Below are 13,261 nucleotides of genomic sequence, written 5' to 3' on the forward strand. Positions count from 1 at the left end.
GGCAGCCGGACGCCGTACTGCGGCCGGCCGTCCGGCAGGTCCGGGTACCGTACGGCCCGGGCCGGGGCGGGCTGCTCCTGCTGCGGGGCAGCAGCCGGGCTCTGGTCCTCCTGGACAGGATGTGCCTGGGCGGAGGACCCGGAAGACTGCTGGCCGTAAGGATCGTTCCAGCCCGAGGGACGGGCCGGACCCTGGCCGGGCTGGTTCTGCTGGTAGGGCTGGCTCTGGTAGTCGCGCTGGGTGTAGGGGCCACCGCCGGCGGCCGCATCCGAGCGGGTCATCGGCAGCTGCTGGAGCAGGCGCCGTGCCTCGTGGGCGGCCTCCGGCGACACCACGACGTCGTAGCTGGTGGCCACCACCTGGTTGGTGGAGGTGAAGTCGCGCTTGCCGCGCTGCATGGCGTAGGTGACGATGCCGAAGAGCATGAAGAACGCTGCGCCCATCAGCACCGAGGTAAGAATGGAGAAGTACCCTGGCGACGGTGCGAAGAAGGACAGCATGACACCCACGAACAGGCCGAACCACATGCCGCTCAGCGCTCCGGAGAGCGCCACCCTGGGGTAGCTCAGGCGGCCGGTCACCCGCTCCACCATCTTCAGCTCGTTGCCTACGATGGACACCATGTGGACGGGGAACTGCTGGTCCGCAAGGTAGTCCACGGCCTTCTGGGCATCCAGGTAGGACGTGTAGGAACCCACGGTATCGCCGGTGGGAACGGCCCGGGCTTCATCCATCCCGCCGGGCCCGCCGGCCTTGGGAGCACCAAATATGTTTGCCATACCCCCATTCTTGCCCATGAGCATGTGTGCTGCCTGTAAATTCAGCTAAAAGAGAGCAGACTCGGTAGCCTGTAGGAGTGAGCACAACTCCTACCCGCGTCTTCGTGGCGCGCCTTTTGGGCCTCGACGTCTTCGACCCGCTGGGCGACCGGCTGGGCCGGCTGCGCGATGTTGTTGTGCTGTCCCGGGGAACGCAGGGCGCACCGCACGTGGTGGGTATCGTCGTCGAAGTCCCCGGCAAGAAGCGCGTCTTCGTGCCCATGACGCGCATTACCTCCATCGACCAGACCCAGATCATCTGCACCGGGCTGGTGAACCTGCGCCGCTTCGAGCAGCGCGGCGCCGAAACACTGGTTGTGGCCGAGATGTTCGACCGCCGTGTCACCCTGCGGGACGGCAGCGGCGACGCCACCATCGAGGACATCGCCATGGACCAGCACCGCTCCCGCGACTGGTTCGTCAGCAAGCTCTTTGTCCGGCGCGGCCATTCCCTCTCCCCGCTCAGCCGGCTCCGCCGCAACGAAACCCTGATCATCGACTGGGCCGACGCCCTCCAGGGTCCGCGCACGGAGCCGCAGGCCGCCACCCAGTTCGTGGCCAACCATGAGGACCTCAAACCAGCAGACTTCGCAGAAGCACTGCAGGAGATGAGTGACAAACGCCGTTTCGAGGTGGCCAGCGAGCTGCAGGACGAGCGGCTGGCCGACGTCCTCCAGGAGCTCCCGGAGGACGACCAGGTGGAGATCCTCTCCGCCCTTGACGTGCAGCGCGCAGCCGACGTGCTGGAGGAAATGGATCCCGACGACGCCGCCGACCTCCTCGGCGAGCTGCCCTCCGCCCAGGCGGAGGAGCTGCTTCAGCTGATGGAGCCGGAGGGCGCAGAGGATGTCCGGCGCCTGCTGGAGTACGACGAGGACACCGCCGGGGGTCTCATGACCCCGGTGCCGGTGATCCTTCCTCCCGAGGCCACGGTTGCCGAGGCCCTGGCCCACGTGCGCAGGGAGGAACTGTCCCCGGCGCTTGCCTCCTCCATCTTCATCGCCAGGCCGCCGCTGGAAACGCCCACCGGCCGTTTCCTGGGTGTTGTCCACATCCAGCAGCTGCTCCGGTTCCCGCCGTTCGAGCCGCTCGGCAACCTGGTGGACAAGAACCTGGAACCCCTGTCGGACCAGGCACACATCAGCGAAGTGGCGCGGACGCTGGCTACCTACAATTTGAACTCCCTCCCCGTGGTCAATGACGCCGGCCGGCTTGTGGGGGCGGTGACTGTTGATGACGTTTTGGATCATCTGTTGCCGGATGATTGGCGCGCCCATGATGGCGAAGCCCCGATAAGAAGGCTTGGTGGCCGTATTGGCTGAGAGCAGCGCACCAAAAAATCCGAACCAGCGGACTCCCGCCAGGAAGACGGCGGACAAGGGCAGCCTGGACACGCCCCTGAGCGGCCGCCAGCGGATTCTGCCCAAGTTCTCGCCGGATCCCGATGCCTTCGGCCACGCCACGGAGGGCTTTGCGCGGTTCATGGGCACGCCGCAGTTCCTGGTCTACATGACGGTCTTCGTGGTCATCTGGCTGGCGTGGAATACTTGGGCACCGCTCGAGTGGCAGTTCGATTCCCGCGCGCTCGGTTTCACCCTGCTGACGCTGATGCTGTCCCTGCAGGCCTCCTACGCCGCGCCGCTGCTGCTGCTGGCCCAGAACCGGCAGGACGACCGCGACCGCGTGTCGCTCCAGCAGGACCGCCAGCGCGCCGAGCGCAACCTGTCCGACACTGAGTACCTCACGCGGGAACTCGCCTCCCTGCGGATTGCGCTGCGCGAGGTTGCCACACGTGACTACGTCCGTGCCGAGCTCCGTTCGCTGCTTGAGGACATGCTGGAGGCCCAGGAGGAGCTCCGGACCCATGATCCCTCCGGCCAGGGGCAGCATGAATCCCCCCGCGACAAGGTCAAGGAAAAACTCAAGGAACAGCGCGACCGGCAACGGAACCCCCGCACCCAGCAGATCCCCCGGGTCAAGCCCGGCCATTCCACCCAGGACCGTTAATGAGCGAACCCATTGCCAACACTGCGTTGGCTGAGGCAGTCAACGCTGCCCTGGCCACGGTCATCGACCCCGAGCTCCGCCGCCCCATCACCGAACTGGGCATGGTGGAGTCTGTCGCCGTGGACGACGCCGGCCGGGCCAGCCTGGTTGTCCTGCTCACCATCTCCGGCTGCCCCCTGCGGGAGACCATTACGGCAGATGCCACGAACGCGCTGCTGGCAGTTCCAGGAGTGGCCGCCGTCGACGTTGAACTCAAGGTGATGACCCAGGAACAGCGCGATGCCCTCAAGGAGCTGCTCCGCGGCCAAGGAGGCCAGCGCGGCATCCCCTTCAACGAGCCAGGTTCCCTCACCAGGGTCTACGCGGTGGCAAGCGGCAAGGGTGGGGTCGGGAAGTCCTCGGTGACCGTCAACCTGGCCTGTGCCCTTGCAGCGCAGGGCCTGCGCGTCGGCATCGTGGACGCGGACGTCTACGGCTTCTCCGTCCCGGGACTGATGGGCATCACGCAGCAGCCCACGCGGGTGGACGACATGATCCTGCCCCCGGTCGCCTACGGGGTGAAGGTGATCTCCATCGGGATGTTCGTCAGCGGAAACCAGCCTGTGGCCTGGCGCGGACCCATGCTGCACCGCGCCCTCGAACAGTTCCTTACCGACGTCTATTTTGGCGACCTGGATGCCCTGTTCCTCGACCTGCCGCCCGGCACCGGTGACATCGCGATCTCCGTGGCCCAGCTGCTTCCGAAGGCGGAAATCCTGGTGGTCACTACGCCGCAGGCTGCTGCCGCGGACGTCGCCGAGCGCGCGGGAGCCATCGCCACGCAAACGGGCCAGAAGGTGGCGGGCGTCATCGAGAACATGTCCTACCTGGAAATGCCCGACGGCGGCAGGATGGAATTGTTCGGCAGCGGCGGCGGGCAGGTCCTCGCCGAGCGGCTGACGGCAACGGTGGGGGCAGAGGTGCCGCTCCTGGGCCAGATTCCGCTGGACATCCAGCTGCGTGAAGGCGGGGACACCGGCGTGCCTATCGTCCTCGGCCAGGCCGGCACACCGGCCGCGGCGGCGCTGTCAGGTATCGCCGGACAACTGGCGGCAAGACCCCGTGGACTGGCCGGGATGAAACTGGGCCTTCAGCCGCGCTGAGCCGGCGGCAGCCGGGAAGGGTGCAGAAAGAGCAACGGTCGGGGAGCTGCTGTGCGCGCAGCCGCTGCTAGGTGGCTTCGGTGTCGAAAGGTGCAGCCTCGCCCGGCGGCAGTGACTGGAGCACCCGTTCCGGCCGCCTCGGCGCGGCATCCGCTGCCACGGCGGCGGCCCCGGATACTGCCGCCACAGCGGCCGGCGCGCCGGCGCTGACGGGTTTGGAGTCGTCGTCGAGGAGCGCCTCTTTGATGATGCGGCGGGGGTCGTACTGCCGGGGGTCGTATTTCTTCCAGTCGACATCATCGATGTCGATGCCGACTTCTTCCTTGATCTGCTCGCGGGCACCGGACGCCATGCGCCGGACTTCCTTGACCAGGTTCGCAAGCTTCTGGGTGTATTCGGGCAGCCGCTGGGGGCCGATCACCAGAACGCCAATGATCAGCAGAAGAAAGAACTCCGGGCCGTTGATTCCAAACACTTTAGGAAGATTACCCTCTCCGGGCTGCCAGTGACGATTTCAACCCGGGGCCCGGGAGAACTGCCTGCGCTAGGGGACGAAAAAGGCCACGATCCGGTTGGCCCCGCGCTGCAGCCGCGTCGTGAGCGGTTCCCCGCCCGCTTCGGCAGAAGGCGGGATTCCGGCGGCAACGCCTTCTTCAGCCCTGGTGCCCATGCGCTGCAGGATGGGAACGGCGTCATCGGCCCGTTCCGCCGGCAGGTCGGACTCGTAAGTAAAGCTGTGCCCTGGCGTCAGGTAGGTTGCCGACCACGGCGAAGACTGCCACACGCGCAGGTTGTTCCCGGCCGCACCGGCTTCCCCGTCCGCAGCACCCTTCTGTCCGCCGGTATCCTGACCGTCACCGACCGGTTTGGGGAGCCGCTGTTCAGTCACAGTGGCGTAATGGGCCCCGTCCGTCAGCCTCAGCTCAACCGCCGGCTGCCCGTTGAGCACCGTGGCCTTTGCCGATTCAAGGTGGAAGCCCATCGCTTCAAGTTCCGGGCAGGCCCAGCCTTCGGAACGCAGCCGGGTGAGCTGTTCAGCGTTCAGCAGCCTGCCGTCCGCCGGCGTCTGGGATGACACCGGCGAGAAGGCGGCGGGGTTTCCGGTGGCATCCCCGGGCAGGGGGTCCCCTGCAGCCGCAAAGGCACCTGCAGCCAGGACCGCCGCAGCGGCCGTGCTGCCCCCGGCGGCCAGCGCCAGGACCCGGACAGCCGTGCGCGGCGATGCGGGCCGCTGGGCGGGACGGTGCGGGACGGCAGCCAGTTCCTGCGTCCGTGCCAGCAGACGGGCCGTCAGGTCATCGCTGGCGGGAGGGATGGGGGCATCGCGGAGCCGCTCCAAATACTGGCGTTCCCGCCGCAACGCTGCAGAGCATTCGTGGCAGGACTGGAGATGGCTGCGCGTGCGCTGGTGCCTGCGTCCGAATGAAGTCCGGGACCTCATGCGCCGTTCAGAGGATACCGGCGATACGCGGCATGGACAGTTTGCGGCGCGACTGCTGGGGACGCGGATCCCGGTGTGCCAGCTTCTCCCGAAGCATGGTCCGTCCGCGGTGGATCCGGGAGCGGACAGTGCCCAGCTTGACGCCGAGCGCTTCCGCCACTTCGTCGTAGGACAGGCCTTCGAGGTCGCAGAGGACGACGGCGGCGCGGAAGTCCGGCGGTAGTTCCTCCAGCGCAGCCTGGACATCCACGTCGAGGTTGTTGAGCTCGAAGCTCTGTTCCGGACCCGGTTCACGTCCGGGAAGCCGGGATTCGGCATCCTCGGCGAGGGCATCGAACCTGATCCGGGTTTTCCGCCGTGCCTGGTCCAGGAAGAGGTTGGTGGTGATCCGGTGCAGCCAGCCGTCCAGCGTGCCCGGCTTGAAGTTCTCCAGCGAGCGGAAGACGCGGACAAACACCTCCTGGGTGAGGTCCTCGGCGTCGTACTTGTTGCCCGTCAGGCGGTAGGCCAGCCGGTAAACCTTCGCCGAGTGGTTGGTGACCACTTCTTCCCAGGTGGGACGCACCCACTCAGCCTCAGGATGGTTTGTTGCAGGGACAGGTGCCACAATTGAAGATGACATCGTCCACTCCCCTCGTGGAATACTAACGCCCGGATACTGTTGACATCTCTGATTCGGCGCCGGTCACCTTTTGGATGAGCGGATATTAATCATTTCAAACTTGTCTGGGAATTTCCTGATTGTGGAAAAGTTCAGCCATAGGCGCAACCGCCTGCCTCCCCTGCCGTTGCCATCGGACACAGTAGGCTGTAGAGGACATTCCCTGCCGCCCAGAAAGCGAAACCCATGAGCGCCGACAAGTCCACCAGCTGGTCCTATGCAGAAGATCTTCCTGCTGAGGATGAGGTCATGCTTCGGGCCAGGGAGCGCTCCTTCGAGCTCGGTGTGACGCCCATTGGCCCGGGAGTGGGAGCAGTCCTCACCGTGCTGGCTGCCGCGTCCAAGGCCCAGACCGCCGTCGAGATCGGGACCGGGGCTGGAGTGTCAGGTGTGTGCCTGCTCCGCGGCCTTGGCCCACAGTCCGTGCTCACCACCATTGACGTGGATGTAGAACACCTTCGGGCGGCGCGGGAGGCATTCTCCGAGGCGGGCAGCCCGGCCAACCGCACCAGGACCATTTCCGGGCGGGCGGGCGACGTCCTCCCCCGGCTGACGGACCGCGCCTACGACCTCGTCTTCATTGACGCCGACAAGCCCGGACTTCCCGGATATGTGGAACAGGCAATCCGGCTCCTGAAGCCCGCAGGGCTGCTGATCGTGAATGACGCGCTGGACAAGGACAAGGTGGCCAACCCGGCAAGCCGCGAAGCCACCACCGTGGTCCTGCGCCAGGTGGGCAAGGCCATACGCGACGACGACAGGCTTGCTTCAGCCATGCTTCCCACCGGCGATGGCCTGCTGGTGGCCGTGAAGAAGTAGCGATTCGAAAAAGGCAGGGCCCGCAGCCTGGTGGCTGCGGGCCCTGCCTTGTCACGATTATTCGGTAACGCCGACCAGGCATTCCTTGAGGTTGGCTGCCTCAGCAGCGTTCAGCTCGACCACCAGTCGCCCGCCGCCTTCGAGCGGGACGCGCATGATCAGGCTGCGGCCCTCCTTGGTGACTTCCATTGGGCCGTCGCCGGTGCGTGGTTTCATAGCCGCCATGAGGAATTCCCCTCCATTTAGTCCCAGGACTGATCAGCCCGGGCGGGCTGTGTCCGCATGTAGATCAAGCTGCCACGGCGGAGTGGTTGGACACCGCCCGGGCTGCGCGTATTCTGAATGCTTTTTGTCCTTGCTTACTTACTATTATCGCGGAATTACCCGCACGTAGCTAATCGATGGACATTTCCGGCGTCGTGGTATTTCAGCCCTGACCTGCGCGAAAGCCCCAAAGGCTAGGGTGGATAATCCCCACCGCCGGGCAATTGCGCCCACGCCCACAGCCACACGATCCAGACGATCTGCAGCAGCAGGAACATGAGGACCACCGTCCCCCGGTAAGCCCGCGACCTGGAAACCAGGGCAGCTCCCAGTGCCAGCGGAAACAGCGGCAGCAGCATGCGGAAAGTACTGGTCTGCGGGTGCAGGAACACCACCAGGTACCCCATGTAGCAGGCACACCACAGGCGGAGTTCGACGCCGATCTGCCGTACGGGGGGAAGGAAAAGCATGGCGGCGAAGAGTGCCACGAAAATGAAGGGCGCCAGCACCCCCAGTACCGGTCCGAAAAGGTTGATGCCCGTGTCGAACCAGGGCTTGAACGGCACCAGGTCGTGGCCGCGCCAGGCTGTTTCGGTTCTTGTGTAGGCCTGGATGTCTCCGGTGGCCGCCCACGCCGCCGCGGGCCAGGCGAGCGCCATCGCGCCTCCGACGCAGGTCAGGACAGCAAGGGCCGCGAGGTCACGGGCTGAATGGGCTCCTTCCCGCGTCCCGGCATCCGATATGACGGCACCGAATGCGGCATTACCGAACCGACCTTTGCCGAAGCGCACCCAGAGACGGTGCAGGAGAAGCAGCCCCAGCATGGCCGCAAAGGGAACGCCTACCGGACGGGACAGGCACAGGAGCACCACCACCGGAACGGCCCAGAGGTACTGTTTCCGGACCACCAGCAGCAACGCTGCCGCGAGGAGCAGCAAGGACAGCGGTTCAGCATACGGCACCTGCAGGACGGCAGCCACAGGGAAGGTAGCGAAGAAAACCACGCCCCAAAGCGCCGGTGCGTGGGAAGCCTTGTGCCGGAACAGGACGTAGACAACCAGCGCCGCTCCCCAGCCCGCAAGCATGGCGATGAGGGTCAGGGCCGCCGTGGGGGCCATGCCGGTGAGGCCGCTGAGTCCTCCGGCCAACGCTGGAAACAAGGGATAGAAGGCCCACGTGTTTTCCTGGACATTGCCTGCCGCATCAGTCGGCAGCACGGAGGGGTAGCCCCCGGCAATCACCTGGGCGTACCAGCGCGCGTCCCAGATGTTGATGAAATTCCAGTAATCAGGCTTTGCCGGAAACCAGGGATTGGGACCCTGGTGGAGGGCAGCGGCCATGAAAATGCAGGCGCTGACAAGGCGGGCAGCCATATAGACGGCGGTGGCCTGCAGCCACCACGGCCAGCCCCGAAGAGCCGTTCCCGCCCGCCCGGCCACCCCTTGAAGCGACGGGAGCAGGCCTGGGCGGCGACGAGCCACTGTGCTCACAGCGTGTTCTTTCCAGCGGACGCGGTCCCGCCGGGTTCAGCAGTGCCGGCTTCCCGCAGGGCCCGCAGCTCAGCCCGCAAGGCGTCAATCTCCTCCTGTTTGGAGGCGAACTGGTCCCGCAGCTCATCCAAAACCTGGTCCACCTGGTCCATCCTGTAGCCACGGAGGCCAAGGGAGAAGCGCACACGGTCCACATCCTCCGGCGCGGCCTGGGCGGGCAGCAGGACAGGGGGAAGGTTGGCAGGCGGCTGCTCGAAGCCGCCGTCGAGCAGGACAGGCAACGGACCATTGCCTGTCCTGCCGGAACGCAGGCCAAGGCCCACCCAGAAAACCGCCCCGACCAGCCCTATGGCCAGGAAAACCAGAAAGAAACTCACCATTCCATCGTGCCAGACCGGGTGGCTGCTGCCAGTCCGGACACCCGCGCGGGACCGGTTACTCCGGCCGCTGCTCTCCCTTGAAGGAGGGAGTAACGGCCCCGTGGAGCACGCGGTCCACGGCCTCGGCGGGATCGTCAACCACCTGGATCAGGTCCAGGTCCTTCTCGGAGACCATGCCCTCAGCCACGAGGGTGCCCCTGATCCACTCGATCATGGGACCCCAGAAGTCAACGCCGAGGAGGACGATCGGGAACGATGTCACCTTCCGCGTCTGGACCAGCACCATGGCCTCGAACAGCTCGTCGAGTGTTCCCAGCCCGCCGGGCAGGACGATGAAACCCTGGGCGTATTTGACGAACATGGTTTTGCGGGCGAAAAAGTACCGGAAGTTGATGCCCAGGTCCACCCACTGGTTCAGGCCCTGCTCGAACGGCAGCTCGATCCCCAGGCCCACGGACACGCCGTTGCCTTCCACGGTGCCGCGGTTGGCAGCCTCCATGGATCCGGGACCGCCGCCGGTGATGACGGCAACACCGGCCTCCGCCAGTTTCCGCCCCACCTCCACGCCCATCTCGTAGTAGGGGCTGCCGGGCTTGGTGCGTGCTGAACCGAAGACGCTCACGGCCTTGCCGATGTCCGCCAGGGCACCAAACCCTTCCACGAACTCGCTCTGGATGCGCAGGACCCGCCAGGGATCTGTGTGGACGAACTGCCCGGGGCCCTTGGTGTCGAGCAGATGCTGGTCCGACATCTCCACGGCCGCCTGTTTGCGGCGCAGCTCAAGGGGCCCCTTGCGGCGTGGCTGGGAATTTCTTGCCGGATCTGCACTGATGCTCATTCCCCTAGGCTAACCTGCCGGCGGGAGGTATCTCTTGAATCACGATCCGCAGGAACATGGGGTGATTCGCGTCATAAGCCGGTGTTGTTCGCTAGATTCTTCCTATGACTACTCATGTGCCCGGCGATGCCCTCGTCTCCCTGAACGCCGTAAACAAGCATTACGGCCAGCTGCACGTACTGAAAGACATCAACCTCCAGGTCCGCAAGGGCGAGGTTGTTGTGGTCATCGGACCTTCAGGCTCCGGTAAGTCCACCCTTTGCCGCGCCATCAACCGCCTGGAAACCATCGAGGGCGGGACCATCAGCATCGATGGAAAGGTCCTCCCCGAGGAAGGCAAGGAGCTGGCGCAGCTGCGTGCCGACGTCGGAATGGTCTTCCAGTCGTTCAACCTCTTCGCCCACAAAACCATCCTCGAAAACGTGACCCTCGGGCCCATCAAGGTCAAGAACGTCCCGAAGGCAACCGCGGACAAGGACGCAATGGCGCTCCTCGAACGCGTTGGCGTGGGGCACCAGGCCCCAAAGCTTCCGGCACAGCTGTCCGGCGGCCAGCAGCAGCGCGTCGCGATCGCCCGGGCGCTGGCCATGAAGCCCAAGGTCATGCTCTTTGACGAGCCCACCTCGGCGCTCGACCCGGAAATGATCAATGAGGTCCTGGACGTCATGATCCAGCTGGCCAAGGAGGGCATGACCATGATCGTGGTCACCCACGAGATGGGCTTCGCCCGCAAGGCTGCGGACCGCGTCGTCTTCATGGCGGACGGCCAGATCGTTGAGGACGCCACCCCGGAGGAGTTCTTCACCAATCCGAAGAGCGACCGCGCCAAGGACTTCCTGTCCAAGCTCCTCACCCACTGATCCACCCGGACAAACATCCAAGTTCGCACCCAGGCCGTGACCCACGGCCGCAATGAAAGGAATGTCATGAAGGCATTTATGACCCGGCGGAAGTCATTCTTCGTGGCGGCTACCGCCGCCCTCGCCCTGTCCCTGAGCGCCTGCGGCGGAGGCGGCACCGATGCCGGAGGCGATCCCTCGGTTGCTGCAGAGCCCACCTTCGCTGCCGGCACCACCATGGAAAAGCTCGCCTCGGCCGGCACCATCAAGATCGGCACCAAGTACGACCAGCCCCTCTTCGGCCAGGTGGGCCTGGACGGCAAGCCCATCGGCTTCGACGTGGAGATCGGCAAGCTCATCGCGGCCAAGCTGGGCATCCCGGCTGACAAGATCGAATGGTCCGAGACCGTTTCCGCCAACCGCGAGCCGTTCATCGAACAGGGCAAGGTCGACCTGGTCATCGCCACCTACACCATCAACGACAAGCGCAAGCAGGTTGTCAGCTTCGCAGGGCCGTACTACGAGGCCGGCCAGGCGCTGATGGTCAATGCGGACAATGACACCATCAAGACCCCCGAGGACGTCCGCGGCAAGAAGGTCTGCTCAGTAACCGGCTCCACCCCCGCAGCCACCATCGTGGACCAGTACGGAGCGGAACTCGTTCCGGCTGCAACCTACTCCGCCTGCCTTGAGCCGCTGCGCAACAAGCAGGTAGAGGCCGTCACCACGGACAACGTGATCCTGGCCGGCTTCGTGGACAAGGAACCGGAAGCCTTCAAGCTCGCCTCCGATGAGACCTTCACCAAGGAGCCCTACGGCATCGGCCTGAAGAAGGACGACACCGAGTTCCGCAACTGGATCAACGACCAGCTGGAATCCTTCGAAGAGGACGGGTCGTACAAGAAGGCATGGGAAGACACTGCGGGCTCCGTCATCAAGACTGCCCCCGAGCTGCCCGAGATTGACCGTTACTAAGTAACCCCAGTGGTTGCCGGGGCTGCTCCGCGGCCCCGGCAACCGCCGTCTCCGCTTCCGTCCACGCCCACATCCAAAGGATCCTATGGACGTCATTCTTGAGAACCTTCCCCTCTACTGGAACGGTTTTCTTCGCACGCTTTTCCTCTCCGCCGTTTCCGGCGTCATCGCACTGGTACTCGGCACCCTCCTCGCGGCAGCCAGGGTTTCCCCCGTGGCAGCGCTCCGCGGATTCAGCACGGTTTACGTGGAGGTCCTCCGGAACACTCCCCTGACCATTGCCTTCTTCTTCGCGGCGATTGTCCTTCCCCGGCTCGGAGTGAAGTTCGAGCAGTTCGAAATTGCCGCCATCATTGCACTCAGCACCTACACCGCAGCGTTCATCGCCGAAGCTGTCCGCTCCGGTGTCAACAGCGTCCCGGTGGGCCAGGCCGAAGCGGCCCGCAGCATTGGCATGAACTTCGGGCAAGTCCTGAACCTCATCATCCTGCCGCAGGCCCTGCGGACGGTGGTCCCGCCGCTCATCAACATCCTGATCGCCCTGGTCAAGAACTCCTCGGTGGCCGGCGCATTCTTCGTCCTGGAGCTGTTCGGCTACGGCCGGCAGCTGGCAAACGCCAACGGTGACGCCGTCATCCCCGTCCTGCTGGGCGTTGCATTCTTCTATCTGCTCCTCACCGTTCCGCTGGGCATCCTGGCCAGCACGGTGGAACGAAAGGTGGCGATTGCCCGATGAGCTCAGTCCTCTACGACGTGCCAGGCCCCAAAGCCCGGCGCATCTCCCTGATCGGATCCATCGTGGGTTCGCTGCTGATCCTGGGCCTGCTGGCCTGGATCATCATGACGTTCGCGCAGCAGGGCATCTTTGAAGGGCGCCGCTGGCAGATCTTCACCCGGGCCGATGTGTGGATGCTCCTGGGCAATGGCCTGGGCGCAACCCTCAGCGCTGCAGCCCTCGCGGCTGTCATCGCCTTCCCCCTGGGTCTGCTGCTCTGCCTGCTGCGCATCTCGGATGCAGCCTTCATCCGGATCCCCACCCGGGTGGTGCTGGAATTCCTCCGCGGCATGCCGGTTGTCCTGATGATGCTGTTCGTCCTGCTGGGCTTTGGCACGTCGCCCTTCATTGCTGTTGTTACCGGCCTGGTGCTGTACAACTCGGCAGTGTTTGCCGAAATCATCCGTGCCGGTATCCAGTCGCTGCCCAAGGGGCAGCGCGAGGCCGGGCTTGCCATCGGCCTCACCAGCTTCAAGTCACGCATGCTGATCGAGCTTCCGCAGGCGGTCCGGCGCATGATGCCGTCCCTGGTGGCGCAGATGGTGGTGCTCCTCAAGGACACCTCGCTCGGCTACATCGTGGCGTACGGCGAGCTCCTTCGCGCCGTGCAGGTCATGGCAGACTTCCTGGGAACGCAGTTCCTGTTCCCGATCTTCTTCGTGGCGGCAGCCATCTACATCGCCATCAACATCCTCGTTTCGAGGATCGCGGTGTGGATCGAGAGGCGCGGATCCAAGAAGGCAGCCGGCGGTGTGGCCAAGGCCGAACCCGAAGCTGCCGAAGCACCCGTTCCCTGATAGTCCTCCCTAAAT

At 65.1% G+C, this 13,261-nt stretch carries 16 protein-coding genes; 8 read left to right on the forward strand and 8 right to left on the reverse strand.

The features are described 5' to 3' along the window. The coding region (locus ACKAE7_RS04680; RefSeq protein ID WP_408978615.1) for a general stress protein at window positions 1-779 on the reverse strand (779 nt) is incomplete at its 3' end. 77 nt (window positions 780-856) lie between these two features. Between ACKAE7_RS04680 and ACKAE7_RS04685 the strand changes: the two genes are divergently transcribed. The 3 genes from ACKAE7_RS04685 to ACKAE7_RS04695 are packed head-to-tail and all read left to right on the forward strand — an operon-like array spanning window position 857 to window position 3,967. After that, the gene (locus ACKAE7_RS04685) at window positions 857-2,140 is read left to right on the forward strand and encodes a magnesium transporter MgtE N-terminal domain-containing protein (protein ID WP_066277496.1); all 1,284 of its coding nucleotides are present in this window, start codon (window positions 857-859) and stop codon (window positions 2,138-2,140) included. Continuing rightward, window positions 2,124-2,825 (forward strand): DUF1003 domain-containing protein, encoded by a 702-nt coding sequence (locus ACKAE7_RS04690; RefSeq protein ID WP_174176464.1) that lies wholly within the window; start codon window positions 2,124-2,126, stop codon window positions 2,823-2,825. Before ACKAE7_RS04685 ends, ACKAE7_RS04690 begins: the two co-directional genes overlap by 17 nt. After that, window positions 2,825-3,967 carry an Mrp/NBP35 family ATP-binding protein gene (locus tag ACKAE7_RS04695; RefSeq protein WP_190609868.1) on the forward strand — a complete coding sequence of 381 codons (1,143 nt, stop codon included), beginning with the start codon at window positions 2,825-2,827 and terminating at the stop codon, window positions 3,965-3,967. The genes ACKAE7_RS04690 and ACKAE7_RS04695 overlap by 1 nt, the downstream gene beginning before the upstream one ends. Before the next feature lie 67 nt (window positions 3,968-4,034). Here the strand turns inward: ACKAE7_RS04695 and ACKAE7_RS04700 are convergent, their stop codons facing one another. The 3 genes from ACKAE7_RS04700 to sigE form a co-directional block, all read right to left on the reverse strand. Then, window positions 4,035-4,442 (reverse strand): Sec-independent protein translocase TatB, encoded by a 408-nt coding sequence (locus tag ACKAE7_RS04700; RefSeq protein ID WP_188809721.1) that lies wholly within the window; start codon window positions 4,440-4,442, stop codon window positions 4,035-4,037. A gap of 69 nt (window positions 4,443-4,511) precedes the next feature. Then, complete coding sequence (locus ACKAE7_RS04705; protein ID WP_408978616.1) at window positions 4,512-5,306, reverse strand: anti-sigma factor; 795 nt, start codon at window positions 5,304-5,306, stop codon at window positions 4,512-4,514. A gap of 109 nt (window positions 5,307-5,415) precedes the next feature. Next, window positions 5,416-6,030 carry an RNA polymerase sigma factor SigE gene (sigE, locus tag ACKAE7_RS04710; protein ID WP_408978617.1) on the reverse strand — a complete coding sequence of 205 codons (615 nt, stop codon included), beginning with the start codon at window positions 6,028-6,030 and terminating at the stop codon, window positions 5,416-5,418. Window positions 6,031-6,255: 225 nt separating this feature from the next. Between sigE and ACKAE7_RS04715 the strand changes: the two genes are divergently transcribed. Then, the gene (locus ACKAE7_RS04715; RefSeq protein ID WP_104185061.1) at window positions 6,256-6,888 is read left to right on the forward strand and encodes an O-methyltransferase; all 633 of its coding nucleotides are present in this window, start codon (window positions 6,256-6,258) and stop codon (window positions 6,886-6,888) included. A gap of 57 nt (window positions 6,889-6,945) precedes the next feature. Here ACKAE7_RS04715 and ACKAE7_RS04720 read toward each other — a convergent pair whose 3' ends face one another. The 4 genes from ACKAE7_RS04720 to ACKAE7_RS04735 form a co-directional block, all read right to left on the reverse strand. Next, entirely contained in the window at window positions 6,946-7,113 is a 168-nt protein-coding gene (locus ACKAE7_RS04720; protein ID WP_009357720.1) for a DUF3117 domain-containing protein, read from the reverse strand. 233 nt (window positions 7,114-7,346) lie between these two features. Then, window positions 7,347-8,642, reverse strand: a complete 1,296-nt coding sequence (locus ACKAE7_RS04725; RefSeq protein ID WP_408978618.1) for a hypothetical protein — start codon at window positions 8,640-8,642, stop codon at window positions 7,347-7,349. Next, on the reverse strand, window positions 8,639-9,019 hold the full coding sequence (locus ACKAE7_RS04730; RefSeq protein WP_188809719.1) for a DivIVA domain-containing protein: 381 nt from the start codon (window positions 9,017-9,019) through the stop codon (window positions 8,639-8,641). Before ACKAE7_RS04730 ends, ACKAE7_RS04725 begins: the two co-directional genes overlap by 4 nt. A 58-nt stretch (window positions 9,020-9,077) precedes the next feature. Beyond that, window positions 9,078-9,860 (reverse strand): TIGR00730 family Rossman fold protein, encoded by a 783-nt coding sequence (locus ACKAE7_RS04735; RefSeq protein ID WP_104185063.1) that lies wholly within the window; start codon window positions 9,858-9,860, stop codon window positions 9,078-9,080. Window positions 9,861-9,964: 104 nt separating this feature from the next. Between ACKAE7_RS04735 and ACKAE7_RS04740 the strand changes: the two genes are divergently transcribed. The 4 genes from ACKAE7_RS04740 to ACKAE7_RS04755 all read left to right on the forward strand — a co-directional run bounded on the left by ACKAE7_RS04740 (window position 9,965) and on the right by ACKAE7_RS04755 (window position 13,246). After that, on the forward strand, window positions 9,965-10,720 hold the full coding sequence (locus ACKAE7_RS04740; RefSeq protein WP_188727622.1) for an amino acid ABC transporter ATP-binding protein: 756 nt from the start codon (window positions 9,965-9,967) through the stop codon (window positions 10,718-10,720). A gap of 66 nt (window positions 10,721-10,786) precedes the next feature. Beyond that, entirely contained in the window at window positions 10,787-11,674 is an 888-nt protein-coding gene (locus ACKAE7_RS04745) for a glutamate ABC transporter substrate-binding protein (RefSeq protein ID WP_188809718.1), read from the forward strand. An 85-nt stretch (window positions 11,675-11,759) separates the two neighbouring features. Next, window positions 11,760-12,410, forward strand: a complete 651-nt coding sequence (locus ACKAE7_RS04750; RefSeq protein WP_102974984.1) for an amino acid ABC transporter permease — start codon at window positions 11,760-11,762, stop codon at window positions 12,408-12,410. After that, complete coding sequence (locus tag ACKAE7_RS04755; RefSeq protein WP_188809717.1) at window positions 12,407-13,246, forward strand: amino acid ABC transporter permease; 840 nt, start codon at window positions 12,407-12,409, stop codon at window positions 13,244-13,246. The genes ACKAE7_RS04750 and ACKAE7_RS04755 overlap by 4 nt, the downstream gene beginning before the upstream one ends. Window positions 13,247-13,261: the final 15 nt, after the last annotated feature.

It is taken from the genome of Pseudarthrobacter sp. NKDBFgelt, assembly GCF_046097905.1.
GTDB lineage: Bacteria > Actinomycetota > Actinomycetes > Actinomycetales > Micrococcaceae > Arthrobacter > Arthrobacter polychromogenes.

Excerpts from the sequence above, each read along its gene's own strand:
- sigE (WP_408978617.1), bottom strand. The coding sequence starts at position 6,030 with ATGTCATCTTCAATTGTGGCACCTGTCCCTGCAACAAACCATCCTGAG.
- ACKAE7_RS04695 (WP_190609868.1), top strand. The coding sequence starts at position 2,825 with ATGAGCGAACCCATTGCCAACACTGCGTTGGCTGAGGCAGTCAACGCT.
- ACKAE7_RS04715 (WP_104185061.1), top strand. The coding sequence starts at position 6,256 with ATGAGCGCCGACAAGTCCACCAGCTGGTCCTATGCAGAAGATCTTCCT.
- ACKAE7_RS04735 (WP_104185063.1), bottom strand. The coding sequence starts at position 9,860 with ATGAGCATCAGTGCAGATCCGGCAAGAAATTCCCAGCCACGCCGCAAG.
- ACKAE7_RS04740 (WP_188727622.1), top strand. The coding sequence starts at position 9,965 with ATGACTACTCATGTGCCCGGCGATGCCCTCGTCTCCCTGAACGCCGTA.
- ACKAE7_RS04745 (WP_188809718.1), top strand. The coding sequence starts at position 10,787 with ATGAAGGCATTTATGACCCGGCGGAAGTCATTCTTCGTGGCGGCTACC.
- ACKAE7_RS04750 (WP_102974984.1), top strand. The coding sequence starts at position 11,760 with ATGGACGTCATTCTTGAGAACCTTCCCCTCTACTGGAACGGTTTTCTT.
- ACKAE7_RS04755 (WP_188809717.1), top strand. The coding sequence starts at position 12,407 with ATGAGCTCAGTCCTCTACGACGTGCCAGGCCCCAAAGCCCGGCGCATC.
- ACKAE7_RS04720 (WP_009357720.1), bottom strand. The coding sequence starts at position 7,113 with ATGGCGGCTATGAAACCACGCACCGGCGACGGCCCAATGGAAGTCACC.